The sequence below is a fragment of the Chitinophaga japonensis genome, assembly GCF_007830125.1.
GTDB classification, from domain to species: domain Bacteria; phylum Bacteroidota; class Bacteroidia; order Chitinophagales; family Chitinophagaceae; genus Chitinophaga; species Chitinophaga japonensis.
Genome location: NZ_VLLG01000003.1, coordinates 336,509 through 359,384 on the forward strand (window position 1 = coordinate 336,509; position 22,876 = coordinate 359,384).

At 53.5% G+C, this 22,876-nt stretch carries 21 protein-coding genes; 12 read left to right on the top strand and 9 right to left on the bottom strand.

Translation table 11 applies throughout. The features are described 5' to 3' along the window. Positions 1-8 precede the first annotated feature (8 nt). Entirely contained in the window at positions 9-620 is a 612-nt protein-coding gene (locus LX66_RS10400) for a fumarylacetoacetate hydrolase family protein (RefSeq protein WP_145712791.1), read from the top strand. A gap of 8 nt (positions 621-628) precedes the next feature. On the opposite strand, the gene LX66_RS10405 is transcribed toward LX66_RS10400, so the two are convergent. Then, positions 629-1,063, bottom strand: coding sequence for a MarR family winged helix-turn-helix transcriptional regulator (locus tag LX66_RS10405; RefSeq protein ID WP_145712793.1), 435 nt, complete (start codon positions 1,061-1,063; stop codon positions 629-631). A 155-nt stretch (positions 1,064-1,218) separates the two neighbouring features. Between LX66_RS10405 and LX66_RS10410 the strand changes: the two genes are divergently transcribed. Both LX66_RS10410 and LX66_RS10415 read left to right on the top strand, forming a co-directional pair. Then, positions 1,219-3,267 (top strand): alpha-ketoacid dehydrogenase subunit alpha/beta, encoded by a 2,049-nt coding sequence (locus LX66_RS10410; protein ID WP_244620361.1) that lies wholly within the window; start codon positions 1,219-1,221, stop codon positions 3,265-3,267. 130 nt (positions 3,268-3,397) lie between these two features. Beyond that, on the top strand, positions 3,398-3,793 hold the full coding sequence (locus tag LX66_RS10415) for a DoxX family protein (protein ID WP_145712796.1): 396 nt from the start codon (positions 3,398-3,400) through the stop codon (positions 3,791-3,793). Here the strand turns inward: LX66_RS10415 and LX66_RS10420 are convergent, their stop codons facing one another. The 8 genes from LX66_RS10420 to LX66_RS10455 form a co-directional block, all read right to left on the bottom strand. Further along, positions 3,794-4,675 (bottom strand): DMT family transporter, encoded by an 882-nt coding sequence (locus LX66_RS10420; RefSeq protein ID WP_145712798.1) that lies wholly within the window; start codon positions 4,673-4,675, stop codon positions 3,794-3,796. Positions 4,676-4,733: 58 nt separating this feature from the next. After that, positions 4,734-5,909, bottom strand: a complete 1,176-nt coding sequence (locus LX66_RS10425; protein WP_244620362.1) for an NRAMP family divalent metal transporter — start codon at positions 5,907-5,909, stop codon at positions 4,734-4,736. Continuing rightward, positions 5,906-6,646 (bottom strand): 5-oxoprolinase subunit PxpA, encoded by a 741-nt coding sequence (locus tag LX66_RS10430; RefSeq protein ID WP_145712800.1) that lies wholly within the window; start codon positions 6,644-6,646, stop codon positions 5,906-5,908. Before LX66_RS10430 ends, LX66_RS10425 begins: the two co-directional genes overlap by 4 nt. Then, on the bottom strand, positions 6,633-7,634 hold the full coding sequence (locus LX66_RS10435; protein ID WP_145712803.1) for a 5-oxoprolinase subunit C family protein: 1,002 nt from the start codon (positions 7,632-7,634) through the stop codon (positions 6,633-6,635). Before LX66_RS10435 ends, LX66_RS10430 begins: the two co-directional genes overlap by 14 nt. Further along, on the bottom strand, positions 7,631-8,344 hold the full coding sequence (pxpB, locus tag LX66_RS10440) for a 5-oxoprolinase subunit PxpB (protein ID WP_145712806.1): 714 nt from the start codon (positions 8,342-8,344) through the stop codon (positions 7,631-7,633). Before pxpB ends, LX66_RS10435 begins: the two co-directional genes overlap by 4 nt. After that, positions 8,341-9,504 carry a PepSY-associated TM helix domain-containing protein gene (locus LX66_RS10445; RefSeq protein ID WP_145712809.1) on the bottom strand — a complete coding sequence of 388 codons (1,164 nt, stop codon included), beginning with the start codon at positions 9,502-9,504 and terminating at the stop codon, positions 8,341-8,343. The genes pxpB and LX66_RS10445 overlap by 4 nt, the downstream gene beginning before the upstream one ends. A gap of 3 nt (positions 9,505-9,507) precedes the next feature. Then, entirely contained in the window at positions 9,508-11,940 is a 2,433-nt protein-coding gene (locus LX66_RS10450; protein WP_211366166.1) for a TonB-dependent receptor, read from the bottom strand. A 303-nt stretch (positions 11,941-12,243) separates the two neighbouring features. Next, positions 12,244-12,843, bottom strand: a complete 600-nt coding sequence (locus LX66_RS10455; protein ID WP_145712815.1) for a TetR/AcrR family transcriptional regulator — start codon at positions 12,841-12,843, stop codon at positions 12,244-12,246. Positions 12,844-13,039: 196 nt separating this feature from the next. Between LX66_RS10455 and LX66_RS10460 the strand changes: the two genes are divergently transcribed. The 9 genes from LX66_RS10460 (at position 13,040) to LX66_RS10500 (ending at position 22,844) form a co-directional block, all read left to right on the top strand. Continuing rightward, a complete protein-coding gene (locus tag LX66_RS10460) occupies positions 13,040-13,639 on the top strand; it encodes a TetR/AcrR family transcriptional regulator (RefSeq protein ID WP_145712818.1) in 600 nt (199 codons plus the stop codon). 37 nt (positions 13,640-13,676) lie between these two features. Then, positions 13,677-14,252, top strand: coding sequence for a YceI family protein (locus LX66_RS10465; RefSeq protein ID WP_145712822.1), 576 nt, complete (start codon positions 13,677-13,679; stop codon positions 14,250-14,252). 384 nt (positions 14,253-14,636) lie between these two features. After that, on the top strand, positions 14,637-15,827 hold the full coding sequence (gene spt, locus LX66_RS10470) for a serine palmitoyltransferase (RefSeq protein WP_145712825.1): 1,191 nt from the start codon (positions 14,637-14,639) through the stop codon (positions 15,825-15,827). Then, positions 15,824-16,996 (top strand): hypothetical protein, encoded by a 1,173-nt coding sequence (locus tag LX66_RS10475; RefSeq protein WP_244620364.1) that lies wholly within the window; start codon positions 15,824-15,826, stop codon positions 16,994-16,996. The genes spt and LX66_RS10475 overlap by 4 nt, the downstream gene beginning before the upstream one ends. Before the next feature lie 94 nt (positions 16,997-17,090). Continuing rightward, positions 17,091-18,080: an NAD-dependent epimerase/dehydratase family protein gene (locus tag LX66_RS10480; protein ID WP_145712828.1), complete on the top strand. Its 990-nt coding sequence runs from the start codon at positions 17,091-17,093 to the stop codon at positions 18,078-18,080. A gap of 45 nt (positions 18,081-18,125) precedes the next feature. Continuing rightward, a complete protein-coding gene (locus LX66_RS10485) occupies positions 18,126-19,451 on the top strand; it encodes an inositol-3-phosphate synthase (RefSeq protein ID WP_145712831.1) in 1,326 nt (441 codons plus the stop codon). Beyond that, the gene (locus LX66_RS10490) at positions 19,448-19,906 is read left to right on the top strand and encodes a phosphatidylglycerophosphatase A family protein (RefSeq protein WP_145712834.1); all 459 of its coding nucleotides are present in this window, start codon (positions 19,448-19,450) and stop codon (positions 19,904-19,906) included. The genes LX66_RS10485 and LX66_RS10490 overlap by 4 nt, the downstream gene beginning before the upstream one ends. Before the next feature lie 2 nt (positions 19,907-19,908). After that, positions 19,909-20,280, top strand: coding sequence for a GtrA family protein (locus tag LX66_RS10495; protein WP_145712837.1), 372 nt, complete (start codon positions 19,909-19,911; stop codon positions 20,278-20,280). Further along, positions 20,277-22,844 (top strand): DUF5686 and carboxypeptidase-like regulatory domain-containing protein, encoded by a 2,568-nt coding sequence (locus LX66_RS10500; protein ID WP_244620365.1) that lies wholly within the window; start codon positions 20,277-20,279, stop codon positions 22,842-22,844. The genes LX66_RS10495 and LX66_RS10500 overlap by 4 nt, the downstream gene beginning before the upstream one ends. The last annotated feature ends 32 nt before the right edge of the window (positions 22,845-22,876 follow it).

The window sequence follows — 22,876 nt, forward strand, 5'->3', positions numbered from 1 at the left end:
AGCGCATTATGAAAATTATTTGCGTGGGAAGAAACTATGCCGATCATGCCAGGGAGCTGAATAATGAGTTGCCAACAGAGCCGGTATTATTTATGAAACCTAAGAACGCACTGCTACAGAATAATCACCCCTTCTACTATCCTGATTTTACAGATAACCTGCACTATGAGTGTGAGCTGGTATTGCGTATATGCAAGAACGGTAAGCACATCCAGGAAAAGTTTGCAGACAAATATTATGACGCCGTCTCCGTTGGCATTGACTTTACGGCCCGCGACCTGCAGGACAAACAGAAAAGCAAGGGCCTGCCCTGGGAAATAGCCAAATCATTCGATAACTCTGCGGTAGTGGGCAAGTTCATGCCCATCGCCTCCCAACCGGATAAAAAGGACATTAACTTCTGCCTGTACAAGAACAAGGAAATTGTACAGCAGGGCAATACCAGGGATCTGATCTTTTCCTTTGATTTCCTGGTATCTTACATTTCCCGGTTCTTTACCCTTAACATCGGTGACCTGGTTTTTACCGGCACCCCGGCCGGTGTGGGCCCGGTAGAGATCGGGGATTCGCTGGAGGCCTTTATAGAGAATGACAGCCTGCTGGAGTTTATGGTGAAGTAGGAAAGGGCTCAGGGTATGTTGTGATAGATCACGTCCAGTATCCTGGTCAGTTCCACGTAGTCCTTTTCTGTAAGGTCTTTCCACCCCGTTTTACGCATTTCCAGCACCAGGGGCCTTACATCCTTATACTTTTCATTGCCCAGCGGCGTAAGCTGTAAAAACACCTTGCGCCGGTCGTTCTGTGCTGCTTCCCGGAGCACCAGCCCCTTTTTTACCATCAGCTCTATAATGCGCGATATGGTGGTAATATCCTTCGAGGTGAGCCGGGCCAGTTCGTTATGCGTGATCTTCTTATGCTTGTGGAGGTTCTCCAGCAACAGCCACTGGTCTACTGTAATTTCTTTGCAGTGGGCATCAAATGTCTTTTGCCAATAGTTGCGGATTTTTTTAAGGGTGGCATCCAGTTTAAAAAAAGATGGATTGCTGACGTAAGTATCGGGCATATTTCTTAATTTGCAGTAGCAATAGTTGTATTAGCAACTATAAGTATGGAATAGCTACACCAAAACATTTTTACGTGTTTAAAGATAATACAAGCGTTCCAACTTTTAAAACTGCCATTACCAGCCAGGAACGCCCCACAAACAGGGAAACTTTATTGTTAAAGGCATACCGGTACATGTGCCAGGCCCGCCATATGGCTGCTACCTACGAGGCCAACCGCTCCCTTTGCAAGTATGTACATTCCGCCTCCAGCGGGCATGAAGCCATCCAGGTGGCGGCCGGCCTGCAATTGCTGCCCTGTGATTACGCCAGCCCTTACTACCGCGATGACAGCATGCTGCTGGCCATGGGCTTTGCCCCGGAAGAGCTGATGCTGCAATTGCTGGCCAGGGCGGATGATCCTTTTTCTGCAGGCAGATCCTACTACTGCCATCCCAGCAGCCGGGCGGAAGACCGGCCGCTCATTCCTCACCAGAGCAGCGCCACCGGTATGCAGGTAATACCGGCCACCGGCATGGCGCAGGGCGTCCGTTACCTGGAGAGCACGGCGCCCGGCACGTTACGCAGCGGCCCGGAGGGCCAGTTGCCCGTAGTGCTTTGCTCCCTGGGCGATGGGAGTGTGACGGAAGGGGAGGTGAGCGAAGCCTGGCAAAGCGCTGTGCTCTGGCAATTGCCAATTATTTACCTGGTGCAGGATAATGAATGGGGCATCTCTGCCGGGGCCGCGGAAACCCGCGCTATGGACGCCTACGAATACGCCGCCGGCTTTAAGGGGCTGGAGCGCATGCGGGTGGACGGCAGCGATTTTGAAAAGAGCTACCAGGCTATGGAAACCGCTATCCACTACGTGCGCACGGAAAGAAAGCCGATATTGGTACAGGCGCGGGTGCCCCTGCTGGGGCATCATACCTCCGGGGTACGCAAAGAATGGTACCGCTCTGCAGAAGACCTGGCGGAGCATGCCCGCCGTGATCCGGTACCGAAGCTGCGCCGTTTGCTGCTGGAGAAGGGCATAAAGGAGGCGGACCTGGTTACTATCGAGGAATCCGCGGGGCGTACGGTGGCCGCCGCATTTGAAATAGCAGAAAACAGCCGGGAACCTGAGCCGGAAAGTGTGGATACCCATGTATTTGCCCCCGCAGCGGTGACCGGGGAGGCGGGGCAGCGGGCGCCGGGCGCCGGCCGTAAAGTGGTGATGGTGGATGCGGCATTGCATGCCATTGAAGAAATATTGCAGCAATACCCCGAAGCCGTTTTCTTCGGACAGGATGTAGGCCGCCGCCTGGGAGGCGTGTTCCGCGAAGCCGCCACCCTGGCGGAAAAGTTCGGGGATCACCGGGTATATAACACCGCCATCCAGGAAGCATACATTATAGGCGCCACGGCCGGCCTTTCCGCGGTAGGGGTAAAGCCCATCGTGGAGGTGCAGTTTGGAGACTACATTTATCCCGGCTTCAACCAGTTGGTCACGGAAATATCAAAGTCCTGCTATCTCAGTGCAGGCAAGTTCCCGGTGCAGACCCTTATACGGGTGCCCGTGGGCGCCTATGGGGGCGGCGGGCCTTATCACTCCGGCAGCATAGAAACCACCCTGCTGAGCGTTAAAGGCATCAAGGTGGTGTACCCTTCCAATGCCGCCGACATGAAAGGATTGATGAAAGCGGCTTTCCTGGACCCCAACCCGGTAGTGATGCTGGAGCATAAAGGGCTGTACTGGAGCAAGGTGCCCGGCACCCAGGATGCCATGACCATAGAGCCGGATAAAGATTATGTATTGCCCCTGGGCAAGGGCAGGGTAGTGCTGCCGGCCCACCCGAAAGATGTGCAGCAGGGCAACAGCGCCTGCATTATTACCTATGGTATGGGCGTGTACTGGGCCCTGGCAGCGGCCAAGGCATTTGCGGGCCAGGTGGAGATCATTGACCTGCGCTCTTTATACCCGCTGGATGAAGCCCTGGTATATGCATCGGTCAGCAGGCACGGGAAGTGCCTGGTGCTTACCGAAGAGCAACTGGGCAATTCCTTTGCGCAGGCCCTGGCGGCGCGTATCCAGCAGCATTGTTTCCGCTTCCTGGATGCCCCGGTGCATACCCTGGGCGCCCTGGACCTGCCGGCGGTGCCCATCAATACCACGCTGGAAAGCGCCATGCTGCCCACGCCTGCTAAGGTGGAAAAAGCCCTCCGGGAATTGCTGGCCTACTAAACAATAGCACGGAACAGCCCGCTAACCAGTTGTTTTTCAATCAAAAATGCAGTATATTTAATTTGCTTTCCATAGGGCCTTTAAAAAGACTTCACTGAGCGATCATTTAAGCACTTAAAATTTTTGCATCATGCAGTTTGTCGTATTAGTTGGCCGCATTTTTTTCTCTCTCATCTTTCTTTCGGCGCTGGCCAATCACTTTTCGGGGGAAATGGCCGGCTACGCCGCTTCGCAGGGAGTGCCGGCGCCCGCCTTCCTGGTGCCGCTGTCCGGGATCATAGCCGGGTTGGGAGCGTTGAGTATCCTCTTTGGATACAAGGCAAAGCTGGGCGCCTGGCTGATCATTATTTTCCTGGTGCCGGTTACCTTCTGGATGCACGCCTTCTGGAAAATGGAGGATCCCATGCAGCAGCAGACAAATATGGTTAGTTTCATGAAGAACCTTTCCATGCTGGGGGCTGCGCTGATGATCACTTATTTTGGCGCAGGGCCTATAAGCGTAGATGAAAAAATGGCCAGGAAATAATTACGCGCGCTTCCTCCTGAACTTTTCGCGCTGTGCCAGGTATAGCCCGCCAATTACCAGCCCTGTTCCCGCAAAGGTGTACAGGGTAATGGGCTCGTCTAATAACAGGGAAGAGTATACGAAACCGAAAATAGGGCATAGGAACAGCCAGAAGGAGGCTTTTACCGCATCCAGCCGTACCAGGTAGAACCATAACTGCAGCGCCGCAATGGATACCGGTATCACCAGCCACCACACCGCCCCCCAGAAGGGCAGGGTAAAATGCGTGCTGCTGAAACGGGCCCCAGCCAGGGTAAAGGGCAGGAGCAGCAGCCCACCCAATAACACCTGCCAGCCATTGATCACCAGGTTGGGTAACTGCCATTTCACATGACTGTAATACACGGTAGCCACTGATACGGATACCATGCCGCTGAGCAGGATAGCCAGGCCCCGGATGGTAGCATGGCTGCCCTGCAAAAGCGGGTAGGTGGCCAGCGCCACGCCTGCCAGTCCCAGTATAACCCCGGTTATTTCATACCAGCGCAAGGTCCGCTTCAGCCAGATGGCGGATATCAGCATAATGAACAGGGGCGTGGTAGCGGTAGAAAGGCTGCCGATACCGGCGGACACTTCCCGCATGGCCAGTACAAAACAGCCCAGGTAAATGGTGGTATTCAGCAGCGCAAATATCAGCAGGTGCCGCCACTCCACGCCTTTGGGCAAAGCATAGCCCCGGCTTTTGCGCAGCACATACACGAAGCACAGCATCAGGCCGCCGGCCAGCAGGAAACGCACATTGGCCAGTATCAACGGGTCGGCCGCCTGTATGCCGATCTTGGTGGCTACCGCCGCAGAAGCCCATAATGTGGCAAAAAGGAACCCGGCTAAAAGTTGACGCATAAATCCGCGCAAATTACAAATTATGCCGTACGAAATTGATCTTTCAGTAAAGAAGTCATCATGACAGCCATTGCTGCAGCGTGATGACGGACAGCCAACCCATGACCCCCACTACCAGCCAGCCCGCCACCTGCATCCATACCGGGTGGCGGTAGCTGCCCGTGAGCCGTTTGCGGGTAGCCGCCAGCAGCACCACGGCCAGCGCCAGCGGCAGGATGAGCCCATTCAGCGCCCCGGCTACGATCAGCAGGCGCACCGGCCGGCCTACTGCAATAAAAATAAGGGTGGAGCATGCAATGAAAAAAGAGATGCACCAGCGTTCATAACGCACAATGAAAGGGTGAAATGTTTTCAGGAAGGATACCGAGGTATAAGCGGCGCCTACTACGGAGGTAATGGCTGCGCACCACATCACCATACCAAAAAAACGGTAGCCCGTTTCCCCCGCAGCAAAGCGGAACACTGCGGCGGGCGGGTTGCTGCTGTCGGGCTGCATGCCCTGCATTACTACCCCCAGCGCTGCCAGGAACAGGATGCTGCGCATAACACCGGTAATAACAATACCGCTTACCGCGCTTTTATTCACCAGTCCTACCTGCGCGGGGCCGCCAATGCCGGCATCCAGCAGGCGGTGTGCGCCGGCAAAGCTGATATAACCGCCTACTGTGCCGCCTACCAGGGTAATGATGGCTTTTGTATCCACCACATCCGGCCACATGCTTTGCCGGAGGGCGGCGCCCAGCGGCGGATGTGAGCTGACAGCCACGTAAAGTGTCAGCAGCACCATCAGGATGCCCAGCCAGCGTGTAAAATGATCCAGGGCTTTGCCGGCTTCCCGTAGCCAGAAAATGAACAGGGCGATACCACCGCTGAGCAGCGCGCCATAGGTGGTGTCCAGCCCGCTCAGCACCTGCATGCCCAGGCCGCAGCCACCAATATTGCCGATGTTGAAAGCCAGTCCGCCCAGCACTACCAGTGCTGCCAGTACGTAGCCCAGTCCGGGCAGCAGCTCGTTAGCCAGGTCCTGCGCGCGGCATTGCGTAACGGTGAGGATGCGCCATATGTTCAACTGTGCGCCAATGTCCAGCAGTACGGAAACCAGTATCACAAAGCCGAAGGCGGCCTGCAGTTGCTGGGTGAATACAGTGGTTTGCGTTAAAAAACCGGGACCGATGGCGGAGGTGGCCATCAGGAAGGCGGCGCCCAGCAGGGCGGAAGATCGTTGTTTGCTCAAGGATGGCGGATAGTTAAATGGTGATCATGTAAGGCGGTATGCACTGCGCGGGCAAAGGCAACGGCATGCGCGCCGTCGCCATGTATACAGATGGTTTCCGCAATGATCGGCACCGTATGCCCGTTAACGGTAGTTACCTTTTGTTGCGTCACCATTTGCAGCACCTGCCGTATGGCCTGCGCTTCATTGTCTATCAGCGCATTGGGCCGGCTGCGGGGCGTCAGGGAGCCATCGTCCTGGTAGGTCCTGTCTGCAAATACTTCACTGGCGGTTTTCAGCCCGGCATCCCGGGCGGCTTGTACCAGTGCGCTGTTGCTCAGCCCGAAAAGGCAGAGCCCCGGGTCTACATCATGTACGGCTTTGGCGATGATGCGGGCCATGGCGGGTGTACGTGCGGCCATATTATAGAGGGCGCCATGCGGCTTTACATGCAGCAGTGGCGCCTGCAGCGAACGGCAGATTACCTGCAGGGCATATACCTGCGTGGTCACCAGGTCGTACAGGGCATTGTCCGGCAACTGCTGTTCCGTTCTGCCAAAATTTTCCCGGTCCGCAAAGCCGGGGTGCGCACCGATAGCTACCTGGTGCTGCCGGGCCAGCGTGGCCGTGTGCAGCATGGTATCGCGGTTGCCAGCATGGTAGCCGCAGGCAATATTGGCGCTGCTGATAAACGGCATAATGGCGGCATCGGTGTCCAGCCCTTCGCCCATATCGCAGTTGAGATCAATGTAAGCCATAGTGAGACAGCCATTCTTCCAACCGTAATTTACAGGCATTTTGCAGAAAGAGCAAGCGCTGCTCCTGCTGCCACAGCAGCTCTTCGGCCGTATCGGGGGCTATCATGGCGAAGCGCAGCTCCTGCCGGGGCCGTAGCTGCGCCAGCGTGGGCTGGTCGACGGTAATAACGTGGGCCACGCGGGGATAGCCGCCGGTGATCTGGTGGTCGGCCATCAGCACGATCAGTTGCCCGTTGGGCAGCAGTTGTATAGTGCCCAGCGGCACTCCGGCCGACAGTAGTTCCGCTTTGTGCTCCGTTTTCAGCGGCGGCCCCTGCAGGCGGAAGCCCATACGGTCGCTCTGGGGTGCTACGGCAAAGGAGGAGGTGGTGAGCTGCTCCTGTGCGTGTGCGTTCAGAAGGGCAAACCCGCTGCCTTCGGTAATGTGTATACGGTCTGCGGCGCCATACAGCTCACCGGTGCCGGCTGTCCAGGGCAGTTCGGCTACCTGTTGCTGGCGCAGCACCGCATTATAGGAAGTGGCCAGTCTGAGCGGCACTACATCGTTTTTCTGCAGCGCCCTTCCCCCGAAACCGCCGGCACCGGCCGGCAGGTGGGTGCTGTAGCTGCCCAGCCAGGAGTCAAGCGCAAGGCCATGGCGGATGGCCAGGTAGCCGCAGGCGCCGCTAACGGGCCGGGTAAAACGGAGCACAGACTGGCCGGACACCACCAGGGGCCGGTTGATGGGCACCGGCTGATCGTTGACCATGGCGCCCAGGTCCGCGCCGGACAGGGCTATCATGGCCGGCGCATCCAGCAGGAAGGCGGCTGCCGGGAAGTGCAGCTCTATCACAGCCTCTGCAGGGTCGTTGCCCACCAGGCTGTTGGCCACATACATGCCTATACGGTCCATAACCCCGCCGGGGTTAATGCCCAGGTGCTGGTAGCCATGCCGTCCTGCATCCTGTACCGTGTCCAGCAAACCGGGTTGTAATACGCGTAGGTTCATGACAGTAGTTTAGTGAATGCCTCCAGGGAGACCGGCACAAACCGTACCTGGTCGCCTGGGCGGCAGTAGCAGGGATCGGCCCGGTTGGCGTCAAACATGCGCAGCGGCGTCCGGCCGATAATGTTCCAGCCGCCCGGTGAGGGAAGCGGGTAAATACCGGTCTGCTCACCGGCAATGCCTACACTGCCGGCCGGCACCTGTGTGCGGGGCTGCTTCAGCCGGGGTGTGACCAGTTGCGCGTCTACCGTTCCCATATACGGGAAGCCGGGCAGAAAGCCCAGCATGTACACCGTATAGGTGGTGGCGGTGTGCAGCGCCACCATCGCCTCTTCGGACAATCCTTTTTGCTGCGCCATAGTGGCCAGGTCCGGCGCCAGGGAAGGATGATAACATACCGGTATTTCCAGGCTGCGCCCCGGTAAAGCAGCGGCGGTGGAGGCGCCGGCTTCCTGCAGCGCTTGGGTGATAAAGGAAGTGATCCAGGCCCGGGCGGGGCGTTTTACCGCCTGCCTGATCTGCGCGGCGTCATAGCACACGGCCAGGGAGGCATAAGCCGGAATAAGATCGGTAATGTAGGGCTGCTGCAGGGACTGCAGGTGATGAAAGGCCTGCATGACCTGTGCATGAATGATGGGGCTTATCCGTTGTTCCCATTCGATCATAATGGCGCTGTCGCCCAGTGGAGCAATGCTGAAAGTTGTGTTCCTCATATCCCTGCAGGGAAAGATACGGAATCTTTCCTGAGCAGGGGGGATCTATCCTGCCTGTGTACTTTTTGCCGGGAGGTTTTCTTTTTGCGGTGCAGCCAGATATAGAGGCCCGTTACCGGCAGGGAGGCGGCAATGAGGGAAGCGATCAGGGCCAGTATCTTGGTAGGCCAGCCCAGCAGGCTGCCGGTGTGAATGGGGTACACCACCCTCCTGGCCTTCATGCCCCGGCTTTCTGCTTCGTAAAGACGGGTTTTTACCAGTTGCCCGCTTCCTTCCCGGAAATATAAAAAGCTGGTCACGTTGCTGATGGCGGCATCCCTGTTCTGGCGGCTTACGGTAACGGCCTGTCCAGGCTTTTCTGCAAAACGTATCCTTACCGGGCCGCGGTAGGCCAGTATGCTATCCGTGGTGGCCAGCATGCGGTCCATGTAGGCGTAGTGGTGGCCGGTAGCGGGTGTAGCAACGGGGGGCGTTATTTTTACTGCCGGCTTGCCATCAAAGGCATAAAATATCAGGTTGTTCATCCACTGGTAGCTCCAGGTAAGCCCGGTCAGCGCGATCAGGAAGAGGATGATATGCATGTAAAATCCCAGCACGGCGTGCAGGTCCCAGTTCAGCCGTTTCCAGGAGGCGTTCCATTTTATACGCAGGCGTTGCCGGCGGCTGTTGCGCCTGGGCCACCACAGCACCAGGCCGGTGAGCACCAGTACGAGGAAAATGGAGCAGGAAATGCCGGTAATGACCTTGCCGGCAGTGCCCATGCAGAGGTAGCGGTGCAGGTCCAGCACTACATGAAAAAAGCGGCGCTCCTCATCCACGGTCTGAATGATTTGGCCGGTGTATTGGTTGACGGCCACCGCCAGCCGGTCGTCTTTGCTTTTTTGCAGGGTGAAGATCACGCTGCGGTCCGGGGCTTCTTCAATATCGATATCGTACAGGCGATAGGGTTGGTGGCGCTGCAGCACTTTCCGGGCCAGCAGGTCCATGGAAAGCGGCCGGGCTTCACCGGCGGGCGCTTCCACGTAGTGGAAGCGGGGGCTGAGCAGGGGCTCCAGCTCTTTCTCAAATACCAGCAGGCTGCCGGTGAGCGCCACTACCAGCACTACCAGTCCTGAGGCAAGCCCCAGCCATAAATGCAACCAGCCGATGATCTTCTTCATCTGTTAAAAAGTATAAGATACGGTGGCCTGCCAGTTACGGGGCGCACCCGGGAACAGGCGAAGGTAATCATATCCGCCCACCCAATGTGTTTTATTGGTCAGGTTGTTCATGTTGAACTGTACCTGTACTTTGTTCACTTTATAATAGAGCGCTGCGTTGAGCAGGGCATAACCGGGAATGGTCTGTACTTCGTTCAGGCTCAGGTTCCGTTCTGTTACAAAATTGCCGCCTATGCCCAGGCCGAGTCCCTTTGCCGGGCCGGCCGGAATGGTATACTTGGTCCAGATGCTGCCCTGTTGTTTGGGTGCATTGGGCTTTTGCTCGCCTATTTTTGTAGAATCTGCTTTTCCCGCTTCTGTAATAACAGCGTCATTATAGGCATACGTTACTACTATATCCCAGTGAGGGGCTATCTGCCCGGTTACATCCAGTTCCACGCCTTTGGCCTGTTCTTCGCCTATTTGTATCCGCAGGTCGGGGTTGTTGGGATCTGAACCAAGGTATAAAGTGCCTTTCTGCCGGATGCGGTACACCGCCAGGTTGGCGCTAAGCCGGCCATTCAGCCATTCAGTTTTCAAACCGCCTTCTATGAGGTTGCTTTCAATAGGGTCAAAGGGGCCGCCGTAAATGGGATTACCTTGTATAGCGGCATCCTGCGGGTTGTAGCCCTGGGTGTAAATGCCGTATGCGTTGATGTTTTTAGTAACGCTGTATACAAGGCCCACACGGGGAAGAAAAGCGTGCTGGGTTACGTTTTTCACGCTGTCCGTTTTATAGTTGGCTTTGTTGATATAGAGCTCGTAGCGCAGGCCCAGTAATACCTGCAGGTTGCCCAGTTTTACCTGGTCCTGCATATAAAAGCCGTTCAGGCTGCTGAAAGCGGCTATAGTAGCGCTGTTGGTAGCGGTAGTGAATATATACTTGCTCATGTCCTCCAGTTGGTTGTTCTTTTTTACCAGGTCGTAGGAGGGCACATTAGGCTTGGGTATCCTGATGGTGGTATCGTTACCGGAGGCCGTTTTGTAGGTATAGTTATAAAATACGTAGTCGGATGCCCTGGCGGGATTGTATGCGCCTGCGGTGCCGTTGGTTCTCAGGTATCCGCTGGCGGTTTGCTGGGAGGCGCCGGGAGGCACCACGCTCTGCGCATAATCGTAGCCCAGCAGCAGCTTGTGGGCCAGCTTGCCCGTATTAAGGTCGTAGGTAAAGTAAGCGGATACATTGTCGCTGTTTTGCGGCGACTTGCGGATGAATGCCTGCCGGGCTACCAGGCCGTTGATAGGTTTGCCGGCGGAGTCTACGGCATAGGCATTGGCGCTCCTGTTTTCCAGCAGGTCTTCCATGTAGCCGGTATGCAGGTAGGCCAGGTTAAAGGCCAGCCTGCTGTTAAACTGGTGCACCAGCGATGCGGTTACCATATAGGTTTCTTCATTCAGGTAATCGTTCACCGCGCTTAAAGAAAGGGAGATGGGCGTGGTGTACAGGGCCTGCTGGTCGGTACCGTTAAATACGGACTGGCCGCGGTCCAGGCGGCTATTGGATTTGTTATATACCGCATCAAAGTTGATCCTTGTTTTTTCAGTCGGCAGGAACGAGATGGACGGCGCCACTACCAGGTTTTTGTCAAACTGCAGGTCGCGGAAGGACTGTGCGTTCTCGTAGCCCAGGTTCAGGCGGTACAGGATGGTCTTGTCCTTGTTGAGCGGGCCGGTGAAGTCCGCCAGGGCGCGGGCGGTATTAAAGCTGCCGGTGGTAAAGCTCAGCGACTTGCGCGCTTCCTCCAGCGGTTTTTTGGTAACACGGTTCACGGTGCCGCCGGGGGAGGCGTTGCCAAAAAGGGCGGAGGCCGGCCCTTTGATCACTTCCACCCTTTCCAGGTAGTTCACCATCGGCTGTTTCCAGAAGCCGGAAAAGGTGCGCATGCCGTTCAGCAACTGGGTAGTGCTGCCGCCGTTAATGCGGAAGCCGCGAATGGTGAGATCGTCGTAAAAGGTGAACTGGTTCACCCCGCTGAAGTTCTTCACTACATCGCCCATGCGTACGGCGGACTGGTCCTGCATCAGCTCTTTGGTTACGTAAGAGATGGCCTGCGGCACTTCGCGCAGGGGGGTGGCTGTTTTGCTGCCAATAAAGGAATTGGTGTTCTTGTAGCCGGATTCCCGCCTGCCGGTGATCTCCACGGTCTGCAGTTGTTCCGTGGCCGGCAGCAGGGTAATGTTCACTACTTTCATTTCGTCCGGCGCCAGGTTGATGTTGCGCTCTTCCATGCCAAAGCCGGTATGGGAAAAGCGGATGGTATGCTTCCCGGCCGGCAGGTACCGGAGCAGGAATGCGCCGCTGCTGTCTGTAGTGGCGGTATGTTTTTTATTGAGCACAATGACGGTCACATGGGGGAGCGGTGCGTTGTTGATGTCCCTGACTACTCCTTTGATCACTGTTTGTGCAAAACCGGAAAATGAGAATACGGTGAATACAGCGGTAAGAAACCGCTTGTGTGTAAAAAATGGCATGGTAATAAGCGTGCGCTGGTTTGAACTGCAAAGGAACGCCGGGACCATATTTGTTGCAACTCCAATCCGGAAATTCTTTTACGCAAGAGGGAAAAAAATGCGAAAGCCGGAACAGGATTATTCCGGCTTATTGCCTAAACCTACAACTGTTACACTGTTGTAACAGCAATTATGTGTATTAAAAATTAGAATATTATCGTTTCTTGTTCGAGGACGGTCTAAAAAATTTTAAGATCTGCGGATACCGTTCATCAGTACGGAGACCAGGAAATCCATTTTTTCACTCATTTCATCCAGTTTGCTTTCCATGATCAGGGCCGTTTCTACTCCCCTTTGTGCATTTACCAGCAGGAAAGCCAGCATATCCAGCTCCTGCTGATCATAATTCGGGAACTCGCCGGTAATTACCCCGTATTGCAGGATACTTTTAAGTATTTCGGCTTCTGTACAGTCATAATTTCTGCGGATGCCCAGCTCCAGTTCATTGCAGGACCTTACTTCACTTACCACTACCTGGTAAAGGGTGGTCATCCGTTTTATCTCCCGCATTTTGCTGCGGGTAAAGGCTTCCAGCTTTTTTACCGCACTGTCTTCCTTACTCACATCTTCCTGTATATTCCTGAAAATAATGTTCTTTTCCTTACGGATCACCGCGTCAAAGATCTCCTCCTTGTTCTTGTAATAATAATAAAGCGTGCTTTTCCCTTTACCTACCGCTTTTGCAATATCTTCCATGGTCGTCTTCTGCAACCCATAGTGCCGGAAAAGTTTCGTCGCTTCATCCAGGATATCGGATTTGATCACTTCGTCTTTAGCCAGTGTTGTCATTGTAGGTTTAAAGTCGTTCCGCTCAAAACTAGCCAGAAAAATTGAGAAGGCCCAATTTTTCCCAGACTTTCAGACTAAAAATATTTATTAGTCGAAAAAATTATCCGTTCCCGCCAGGAAATATTTGTTGAAACGAATAAAAGCACTACATTTGCTAACGGTGTTAGATTTTTTGTGTAGTGATAGATATATACGAATGGGAATAGCAGAACGCAAACAACGGCAACGGGAAGAGATGAGGGCAGCCATACTGGAGGCTGCCTGGAAGCTGGTGCATGAAGAAGGCTGGCAGGCCCTTTCTATCCGTAAAATTGCAGACGCTATTGAGTACAGTGTGCCGGTGGTGTACGACCATTTTGAGAACAAGGACGCCATTATTGCCGAGTTCAACAAAAAGGGGTTCCAGTTGCTGCGTAAACAGCTACAGGTGGCCAGGGCACAGTTCACGGAGCCGGATCAGCAACTGGAAGCGATCGGTACGGGCTACTGGGACTTTGCCTTTGCACAGAAGCAATATTACCAGCTTATGTTCAGCCTGGGAGTGCCCAGTTGCGAAAGCGCCCGTAAAATACCTGAGGTAAGCGCCTGTATGGACGTTATCCAGCATACGATCAAACAGATCATTGATAAATACCGCAACAGGTATGCAGATCCCTTTCTGAAATTCCATGCCTTCCTGTCCATGATACACGGGCTGGTGTCCATCAATATTATCGGGCCCGCCAACAAGGACGAGCTGAACAGGCTGGTGTTGAAAGACCTTATATCAGGCTTTATCAAAGGATGTAAAGCATGAGCCATTTATTCATTAAAAAACAATAAACACAACAACAATGAAAAAGACCGCCTTACTCTTTGCAGTTTGCTCCCTTTTTTCCCTGGCCGGTTTTGCCCAAAGCACCTGGTCATTAGACAAGGCCCACTCCAAGCTGGGTTTTACCGTTACGCACATGCTGATCTCTGATGTGGACGGATCTTTCACAGATTTTGACGCCACCATCACCGCCTCCAAGGATGACTTCAGCGACGCCGTAGTGGAAATGACCGCCAGCGCCGCCAGCGTAAATACCCAGAACGAAAAACGCGACGGGCACCTGAAAAACGAGGATTTCTTTGATGTGGCCAAGCACAGCACCATCACTTTCAAAAGCAAAACTTTCCAGAAAGTAGGTGAGAACAAGTACAAAGTGACCGGCGACCTGACCCTGCACGGCGTTACAAAGCCTGTAACCCTGGATGCTACCCTCCGCGGCACTACCGTAAACCCGATGAGCAAGAAGACCGTAGCCGGCTTTAAAGTAACCGGCACCATTAAACGCTCCGATTTTAATTTCGGTACCAAGTACCCGAATGCTATGCTGAGCGAAGAGGTGGCCATTACCGCCAATACGGAATTTGTGAAAGGTTGATAACCAGCGCGAAACGCTTTACCAATAAGGACTACAACGAATTACACGAATTGTATGCTACGCAATTCGCGTAATTCGTTTTTAATTTGTGGTTAATTTTTGTAGTTGAGAGCAATAAAATGCTTTTCTATTCGACTTATAGTTAATATGTATGTGTTCGGAAGAGGGGCCAATCAAAATAATTATAAAAAATATTTAACCTATTGAAAATGAGTGATATCCCTATGACAAAAGCATCTGTGCCGCAAAATTTTTTGTTAAGAAATGTTTAAGAATTGTATTTTTGGACATTAAAAGTTTTTTGGTCGAACAGACCAAAGTCTTTACGGCAAGCGATAAAGCAAATTAACGCGTACGATTTTCACAGCTCAAGCATAAAAGTTAATGTATAAGAGGCTACCTGTAAAAGAGGCAGTTATTGCCAAGGAAAAAGGTATATATCCATATTTCAGGCCTATATCATCTGCACAGGATACGGAGGTGATTATTGATGGGAAAAAGGTGCTTATGTTCGGTTCCAATTCCTACCTGGGGCTTACTAACCATCCTAAGATCAAGGAAGCGTCCAAGCACGCCATTGATACTTACGGAACGGGTTGCGCCGGTTCCAGGTTCCTGAACGGCACCCTGGACCTGCATATAGAGCTGGAGGAAAGGCTGGCCCGGTTTGTAGGCAAGGAGAAAGCCATCCTCTTCAGCACGGGGTTCCAGGCCAACCTGGGCGCACTGTCCAGCTTAACAGGCCGTAATGATTATATCATACTGGATGAATATGACCATGCATCGATCATAGATGGCAGCCGGCTATCCTATTCCAAAGTGATCAAGTACCGTCATAACAATATGGAGGACCTGGAAGCCAGGCTGAGAACATTGCCGGCGGAAGTGAACAAGCTGATCGTGGTAGACGGCGTGTTCAGCATGGAAGGCGACCTGGCCCGCCTGCCCGAGATCGTGGCCCTGGCAGAGCAGTACAACACCGGCATCATGGTGGACGATGCGCACGGCCTGGGCGTAATAGGCGAGAAAGGCGCCGGCACGGCATCCCACTTCGGGCTTACGGACAAGGTGGACGTGATCATGGGTACCTTCAGCAAATCTTTCGCCTCCCTGGGCGGTTTCCTGGCCAGCGACAGCGATACCATCGAATACCTGAAACATTCGGCCCGCTCCCTGATATTCAGCGCCAGCATGACACCGGCTGCTGCCGCCAGCGTACTGGCCGCCCTGGATATTATAGAGACCGAGCCTGAGCATATTGAAAAATTGTGGGCCAATACCAACTATGCCAAGGAACTGCTGCTGGAAGAAGGTTTCGAGCTGGGCCCCACCGCTTCGCCTATTGTACCGGTGTATGTGAGGGACCATGAAAAAACCTTCGCCATTGCCAAGCTGCTGCAGGACAACGGGCTGTTCGTAAATCCCGTAGTAGCGCCTGCCGTGCCTGCAGACGCCACCATGCTCCGCTTCTCCTTAATGGCCACCCACACCTTCAGCCAGATAGATGAAGCAGTGGACAAGCTGCAGCATGCATTCAGGAAAATGAACATTATTACCATAAAAGAGAAGATATGATGGAAGCAACGCCGGCGCAGCAGCAGCCCGTTACAAAAGAAGCGTTGGTAGAGATAAAACCGGTAACATCCCGTAAGGAGCTGGGACAGTTCATTGATTTCCCGCATGACCTGTATGAGGATGATCCCTGTTATGTACCGGAGCTTTTTATAGCACAGCGCGACCTGCTGACCCCCGGCAAGCATCCCTTTCACGAACATTCTTCCCTGCAGCTCTTCCTGGCCTGGCGCAAGGGCCGGATAGTGGGCAGGATCGCCGCCATCCTCAACAACAATCACAATGTGTTCAACAACGCGGAGGACGGCTTTTTCGGTTTCTTTGACAGCATTAACGACCAGGCGGTAGCAGACGCCCTGTTCAGCACTGCCACGCAATGGCTGAAAAAAAGGGGCGCCAGGACCCTGATAGGCCCGGTGAACTTCTCTACGAATGAAACCTGCGGCCTGCTGATAGAAGGCTTTGACACGCCCCCGGTAGCCATGATGCCCTATAACAAGCCCTATTACCTGGACCTGCTGGCCCGGGCGGGCTTTGAAAAGAAAGTGGATCTTTTCTCCCATAAGATCGTGGAGGAAACAGTGAATGACAAGCCGCAGAAAATGATGCAACTGCTGCGGCAGCGCCTGCAACAGCGCAACATCACCATCCGGAAGATAGATATGCGCAACTTCAAGGCTGAAGCCGAGAAGATACGTGAAGTATACAATGCCGCCTGGGACAAGAACCTGGGCTTTGTGCCCATGACCCTGGCGGAGTTTGACTACACCGCAAAGGACCTGAAGCTGATCGTGGATCCGGACTTTGTGCTGGTAGCCGAGCATGAAGGAAAAGTAATCGGCATTACCATCTGCATTCCCGACATCAACCAGGTGCTGATCAAGGTGAAGCGGGGACGGTTGTTCCCCACCGGCATCTTCAAGCTGCTGCTGAACAAGAAGAAGATCAAAGCCATCCGCATCATTGTGCTGGGCGTGGTGGAGGAATACCGGAAAATGGGCATTGAAGCCTGCTTTTACGGCACTATCATGGAAAAAGGCCGGCAAAAAGGCATGCAGTGGGCGGATGCCGGCTGGGTGCTGGAGCATAATGACCTGATGAACAACGCCATTGCGAACAACATTAACGGGAAGGTGTACAAGAAGTTCAGGATATACGAGAGAAAAATATGAAATAGGATGTATGAAATAGGAAGTATGATGTGGAAAACATCTGCCAGGATCATCTTACTTCATACTTCTTGCTTCACACAACGATATTAATAAGGTGACACAAAAAGTTCTTATTACGGGCGCCAGTGGATTTGTGGGATTTCATTTGATAGAGGCAGCCTTGCAGGCCGGACTGGAAGTGCATGCCGCTGTGAGGACTTCCAGCCGTATCGATCATTTGCAGGGCTACCCGGTGCAGTATGTTTCCCCGGATTTTAGTAGTATAGACTCCATCAGGGACGTGCTGGACCATCAGCAGTATAATTACGTGATACATGCGGCCGGTATCACCAAAGCTTTTTCAGACGATGAATATAATGCGGTAAATGCCGGTTATACCAGGCAGTTGGCGCTGGCCATACAAAGCGCCGCCGCACCGGTAAGCAAGCTGGTATTTATCAGCAGCCTGGCCGCGCTGGGGCCTGTTGCATACGAGGCGCCGGCGCCCATCCTGGAGAGCAGCGAGCCCAGGCCGGTGACCGGGTATGGCAGGAGCAAGCTGCTGGCGGAGCAGTACCTGCAGCAACTGGAGGGGCTGCCACTGATCACTTTACGGCCAACAGCCGTTTACGGCCCCCGGGACAAGGATATTTTTATCATGTTCAAAATGATCAGCCGCGGACTGGAACCCTATATCGGCAGAAAGCAGCAACGCTTCAGCTTTCTGTACGTGAAAGACCTGGCAAAAGCCACCATAGAAGCGCTTACATCGCCTTGTACAGGCACCTACAACTTGTCAGACGGAAATGTGTATGACCGCTATGCCCTGGCAGACATTACCAAAAAACTGCTGGGTAAAAACACCTGGAAGCTGCATGTTCCCTACGGAATAGTGCAGGCATTGGCCGGCTTGCTGGAAAAAATGCCGTCCGGGGGTAAAAGCGCGCCGGCGCTCAACAGGGAAAAACTGAATGAGCTTACCGCGCCCAACTGGTACTGCAGCATCGAAAAGAGCAGGGAAGAACTGCATTTTACGCCCGCATACGACCTTGAAAAAGGACTGGCGGAAACACTGCAGTGGTACCGGGAAAACAAATGGTTATAACGGAAGTTAAAAAACGACAAGATAAACTGAAACAAATATTAACGAATGAAACAACAAGTTCAAGAAGCAAAGGGCAAGCTCGGTATCCTGATACCCGGCCTTGGCGCTGTTGCTACCACTTTGATAGCAGGTGTGGAAGCCGTTAAAAAAGGGCTTTCCCAACCCATTGGCTCCCTTACCCAAACCGGCAGCATACGCCTTGGAAAAAGAACGGATAACAGAAGCCCGAAAATAAAAGATTTTGTGCCCCTTGCCGAGCTGAACGACATTGTTTTCGGCGGCTGGGATGTGTATGAGGACAATGTGTACCAGGCAGCCATGAAAGCCGGCGTACTGGACCCCCACCTGTTGAAGGCCATACAGCCCGAGCTGGAAGCCCTGGTGCCCATGAAAGCGGCCTTTGACAAGAACTTCGTGAAGAACCTGGACGGCACCAACATCAAGGAATTTGATACCCGCTATAACCTGGCCCTGGCCGTAATGGAGGATATTAAAAACTTCAAGGCGGCCCATAACCTGGACCGCGTGGTAATGGTATGGTGCGGCTCTACCGAAATATTCCATGAAGCGGCCGATATCCACGACAGCCTGGAGAAATTTGAGCAGGCCCTGAAGGATAACGACAGCCGTATCGCGCCCAGCATGATCTATGCGTATGCGGCCCTGAAAATGGGCGTACCCTACGCCAACGGCGCTCCCAACCTGACCTGCGACATCCCTGCCATGGTAGAGCTGTCAAAGGAAACCAACACCCCCATTGGCGGCAAGGACTTCAAAACCGGGCAAACGCTGATGAAAACGATTCTGGCACCAGGTTTGCATGCTAGGGCCCTCGGTGTGCAGGGCTGGTTCTCTACCAACATCCTGGGCAACCGCGACGGATGGGTACTGGACGATCCGGAGAATTTTAAAACAAAAGAGGTGTCCAAACTAGGGGTACTGGAGGATATTCTCCGTCCTGATCTAAACCCGGAGTTGTATGGCGACCTGTACCACAAGATTCGGATCAACTATTATCCCCCCCGGGGCGATAATAAGGAAAGCTGGGATAATATCGACATTTTCGGGTGGCTGGGCTATCCCATGCAGATAAAGATCAACTTCCTGTGCCGGGATTCCATCCTGGCGGCGCCCATTGTGCTGGACCTGGCGCTGTTCATAGACCTGGCTAAAAGAGCCGGCATGTCGGGCATACAGGAGTGGTTGTCCTTCTACTTCAAATCACCGCAAACGGCGCCTGGTTTGAGGCCGGAGCACGATATTTTCAAACAGTTGATAAAGCTGGAAAATACTTTGCGCCACATGATGGGCGAGGACCTGATCACTCACCTGGGCCTGGACTATTATGAAGATACTGCCGGGCAGTCATGAACAGGTTGTATCAACTGATCTCCACCAGCCTGGGCATAGGCTATATTGGCAAAGGGGCCGGAACGGCAGCCGCCGTGGTAACGGCCTTTTGCTGGTACATGCTCCAGGCTGGGGAGATCCCCGATATAAGGGCGCAATGGCTGGTAACCCTGCTGATCGTGGTGCTGGGCACCTGGAGCGCAGCAGGCGTGGAAAAGCAGTGGGGGAAGGATCACCAGCGGGTAGTGATAGATGAAGTGGCGGGCATGTGCATCAGCCTGCTGATGGTGCCGCTGAGCGTGCCTTATATAGCGGCAGGGCTGATCCTGTTCCGCTTTTTTGATATCGCTAAGCCCCTGTATATCCGCAGGGCGGAGCGCTTGCCCGGTGGCTGGGGCGTGATGCTGGACGATGTACTGGCAGGGGTGTATACCAACCTGCTTTTACAGGTGGTATACCGGGCTAAATTATTTTAAAAATGGCGACCTTTATAAAAGCGCAGGCCGCCTCTTTGGCAGCCACCTGTTTCGACTTTTTGACCACAATCGTTTTGGTGAATGTATTCGGTTGGTGGTACCTGGCTGGCAGCATTACGGGAACCATTGCCGGTGGCGTCCTCAATTTCATGATGGGACGGTTATGGGCCTTTAATGCCGGAGACAGGAGAATAGAGTGGCAGTTTATAAAATATGTGCTGGTATGGGTTGGAAACCTCCTGCTGAATGCAGCAGGAGTATTTATGATTACGCAATACATAGGTTTGAGCTATGTAATATCTAAAATACTAACAGCAGTAGTGGTAGGCATAGGATATAATTATGTGTTGCAAAAGAAATTTGTTTTCAGATGAAGAAGCGAATGGTTCATAGCCTGGAAAAGATAAGCCTGGTGTTGGTATTACTTTTAACCGTTTGTGCGGCGCCGTTATCCGCTCAAACCACCACCACTATACGGGGAACCGTGACAGACCTGCAGCAAAAGACGCCGATGCCTTTTGTAAACGTCTTTATTCCCGGCACCACCATTGGTACGCGTACCGATGAAAATGGCCGGTTCTCCCTGCAGTTTACCGGCACGTATGACAGCCTGCATGTTGCCAGCCTGGGATACCGGACTTTCAAGGTGAAAATAAGGAACGGCACCACGCAGGTGCTGGACGTAGGCATGGAAACCACCTCCCGCATGCTGGGAGAGGTAGTGGTGAAAGGCGCAAAGCGCGAGCGCTATCGCAACAAGAACAACCCCGCCGTAGAACTGATCCGCCTCGTGATCGAGAACAGGGACAAGAACCGTATTGAACATTACGACTATGTGCAGTATAACCAGTATGAAAAACTGGAATTTGCGCTGAGCAATCTTTCCGAGAAATTCAAGAACAGCCGCCTGGTGCGCAGGTACCAGTTCCTGTTTGAGAACAGGGATACCACCAAAGTGGAAGGCAAGTCCCTGCTGCCCATTTACCTGGAAGAAAAATCTTCGGATGTGTATTACCGGAAAGATCCCGAGAAAAGAAAAGAGATCATCCAGGGGGAGAAAAAGGTAAGCTTTGAGGATTATATCGATAACCAGGGCATGAGCGCCTACCTCAACCATATTTACCAGGACTTCAATATTTATGACAACAACCTGATGTTGTTCACCAACCAGTTCCTGAGCCCGATCTCTAACGCCGCTCCTACCTTCTATAAATTCTTTATTACCGATACCATTACCACAGGGTCCGGCGACCGGCTGGTGGAAATGGAGTTTGTGCCCAGGAATACAACGGATCTGCTGCTGTCCGGTAAATTATACATCACGCTGGACGGGAATTATGCCGTAGAGCGGGCGGACATGACCGGCAACAAGGCGACCAACATCAACTGGGTGCGCAACTTCCGCGCGCTCCAGGAATTCCGCAAAGCGGCCGACGGCCGGTTCTATACCAGCAAAACCACGCTGATGGCGGACTTCAGCTTTTTTGCCAGGAACAGGGGCGGCCTCTACGGGGAGCGTACCGTGTCCGTAAAGGATTTTGTGGAGAACCAGCCTAAACCGGATGCGTTCTATGAAGGCGATGCCGTAGTGAAAGCAGACAGCGCGGAACAGGTAAAGGAGCGGTTCTGGACCAATAACCGGCACGATACGCTTACCACGGCGGAATCCAAGGTATACGCCAATATAGACAGCCTGCAGAAAATGAAGTCCTTCCGCCGCACCATGGATATCATCACCCTGCTGATGGCCGGCTACAAAGGCTTCGGCCCCATAGAAGTAGGACCGGTCAATACCTTCTACAGCTTTAACCCGGTGGAGGGCTTCCGCCTGCGCCTGGGGGGCCGTACCACGCCCAAGTTCAACAAGAGCATTTACCTGGAATCCTATGGCGCCTACGGCTTTAAGGACAAGAAATGGAAATATTACTTTGGCGGCACCTATTCCTTTACCCACCGTTCCATCTGGGAGTTTCCCGTGCGGGCGCTTTCCGCCAACTACCAGCGGGATATGAAGATACCGGGACAGGAGCTGCAGTTTATCCAGGAGGATAACTTCCTGCTGTCCTTTAAGCGGGGTACCAATGACAAGTGGCTGTACAACGATATCTATAACGTAAGCTATCTCCACGAATTCCTGAACCATACGTCTTTCAAGGTAGGGTTCAAGAACTGGGCGCAGCGCCCTGCCGGCGGCCTGGGTTACGTAAAGGGCGGCAGCGTGGACAGCGTGCGGGAGGTGACCACCTCGGAGCTGTCCCTGGAACTGCGCTGGGCGCCCCATGAGCAGTTTTACCAGGGCAAGCTGTACCGCATTCCCATTCCCAATAAATACCCGATCATTACGCTGCGCGGCATAGCGGGGGTAAAAGGGTTTTTTGGCAGCCAGTACAACTACCAGAGCCTGACGCTGAACATCTATAAAATGATGTACCTCTCGCCTATAGGCTACAGCGAGGTGGTGCTGGAGGGCGGCTACACCTTCGGCAAGGTGCCTTTCCCGCTGCTCACCATTCACCGGGCCAACCAGACCTATGCCTACCAGTTGCAGTCCTATAACCTGATGAACTTCCTGGAGTTTGTGAGCGACCACTATGCCAGCGTAAATATAGACCACCATTTTAACGGCTTTATCTTTAATAAGATACCTTTGCTGAAAAAACTGAAGCTGCGGGAAGTGGCGGCAGGCAAGATACTGTTCGGGGGGCTGCGGGACGAGAACCGGCCGGAGAACGATCCGACGCTTTTCAAGTTCCCGGTGGATACGAGCGGCGTACGGTCTACCTATACCCTGGGCCGCACGCCTTATATAGAAGGCAGCATCGGTATTGCCAATATTTTCAAGCTGGTGCGGGTAGACCTGGTAAAACGCTTCACCTACCTGGATAATCCCAATGTGGCCGAATGGGGCATCAGGACCCGCGTACGGCTTGATTTTTAGGGTAATACGAGCCATCAACGTTATGCATTATT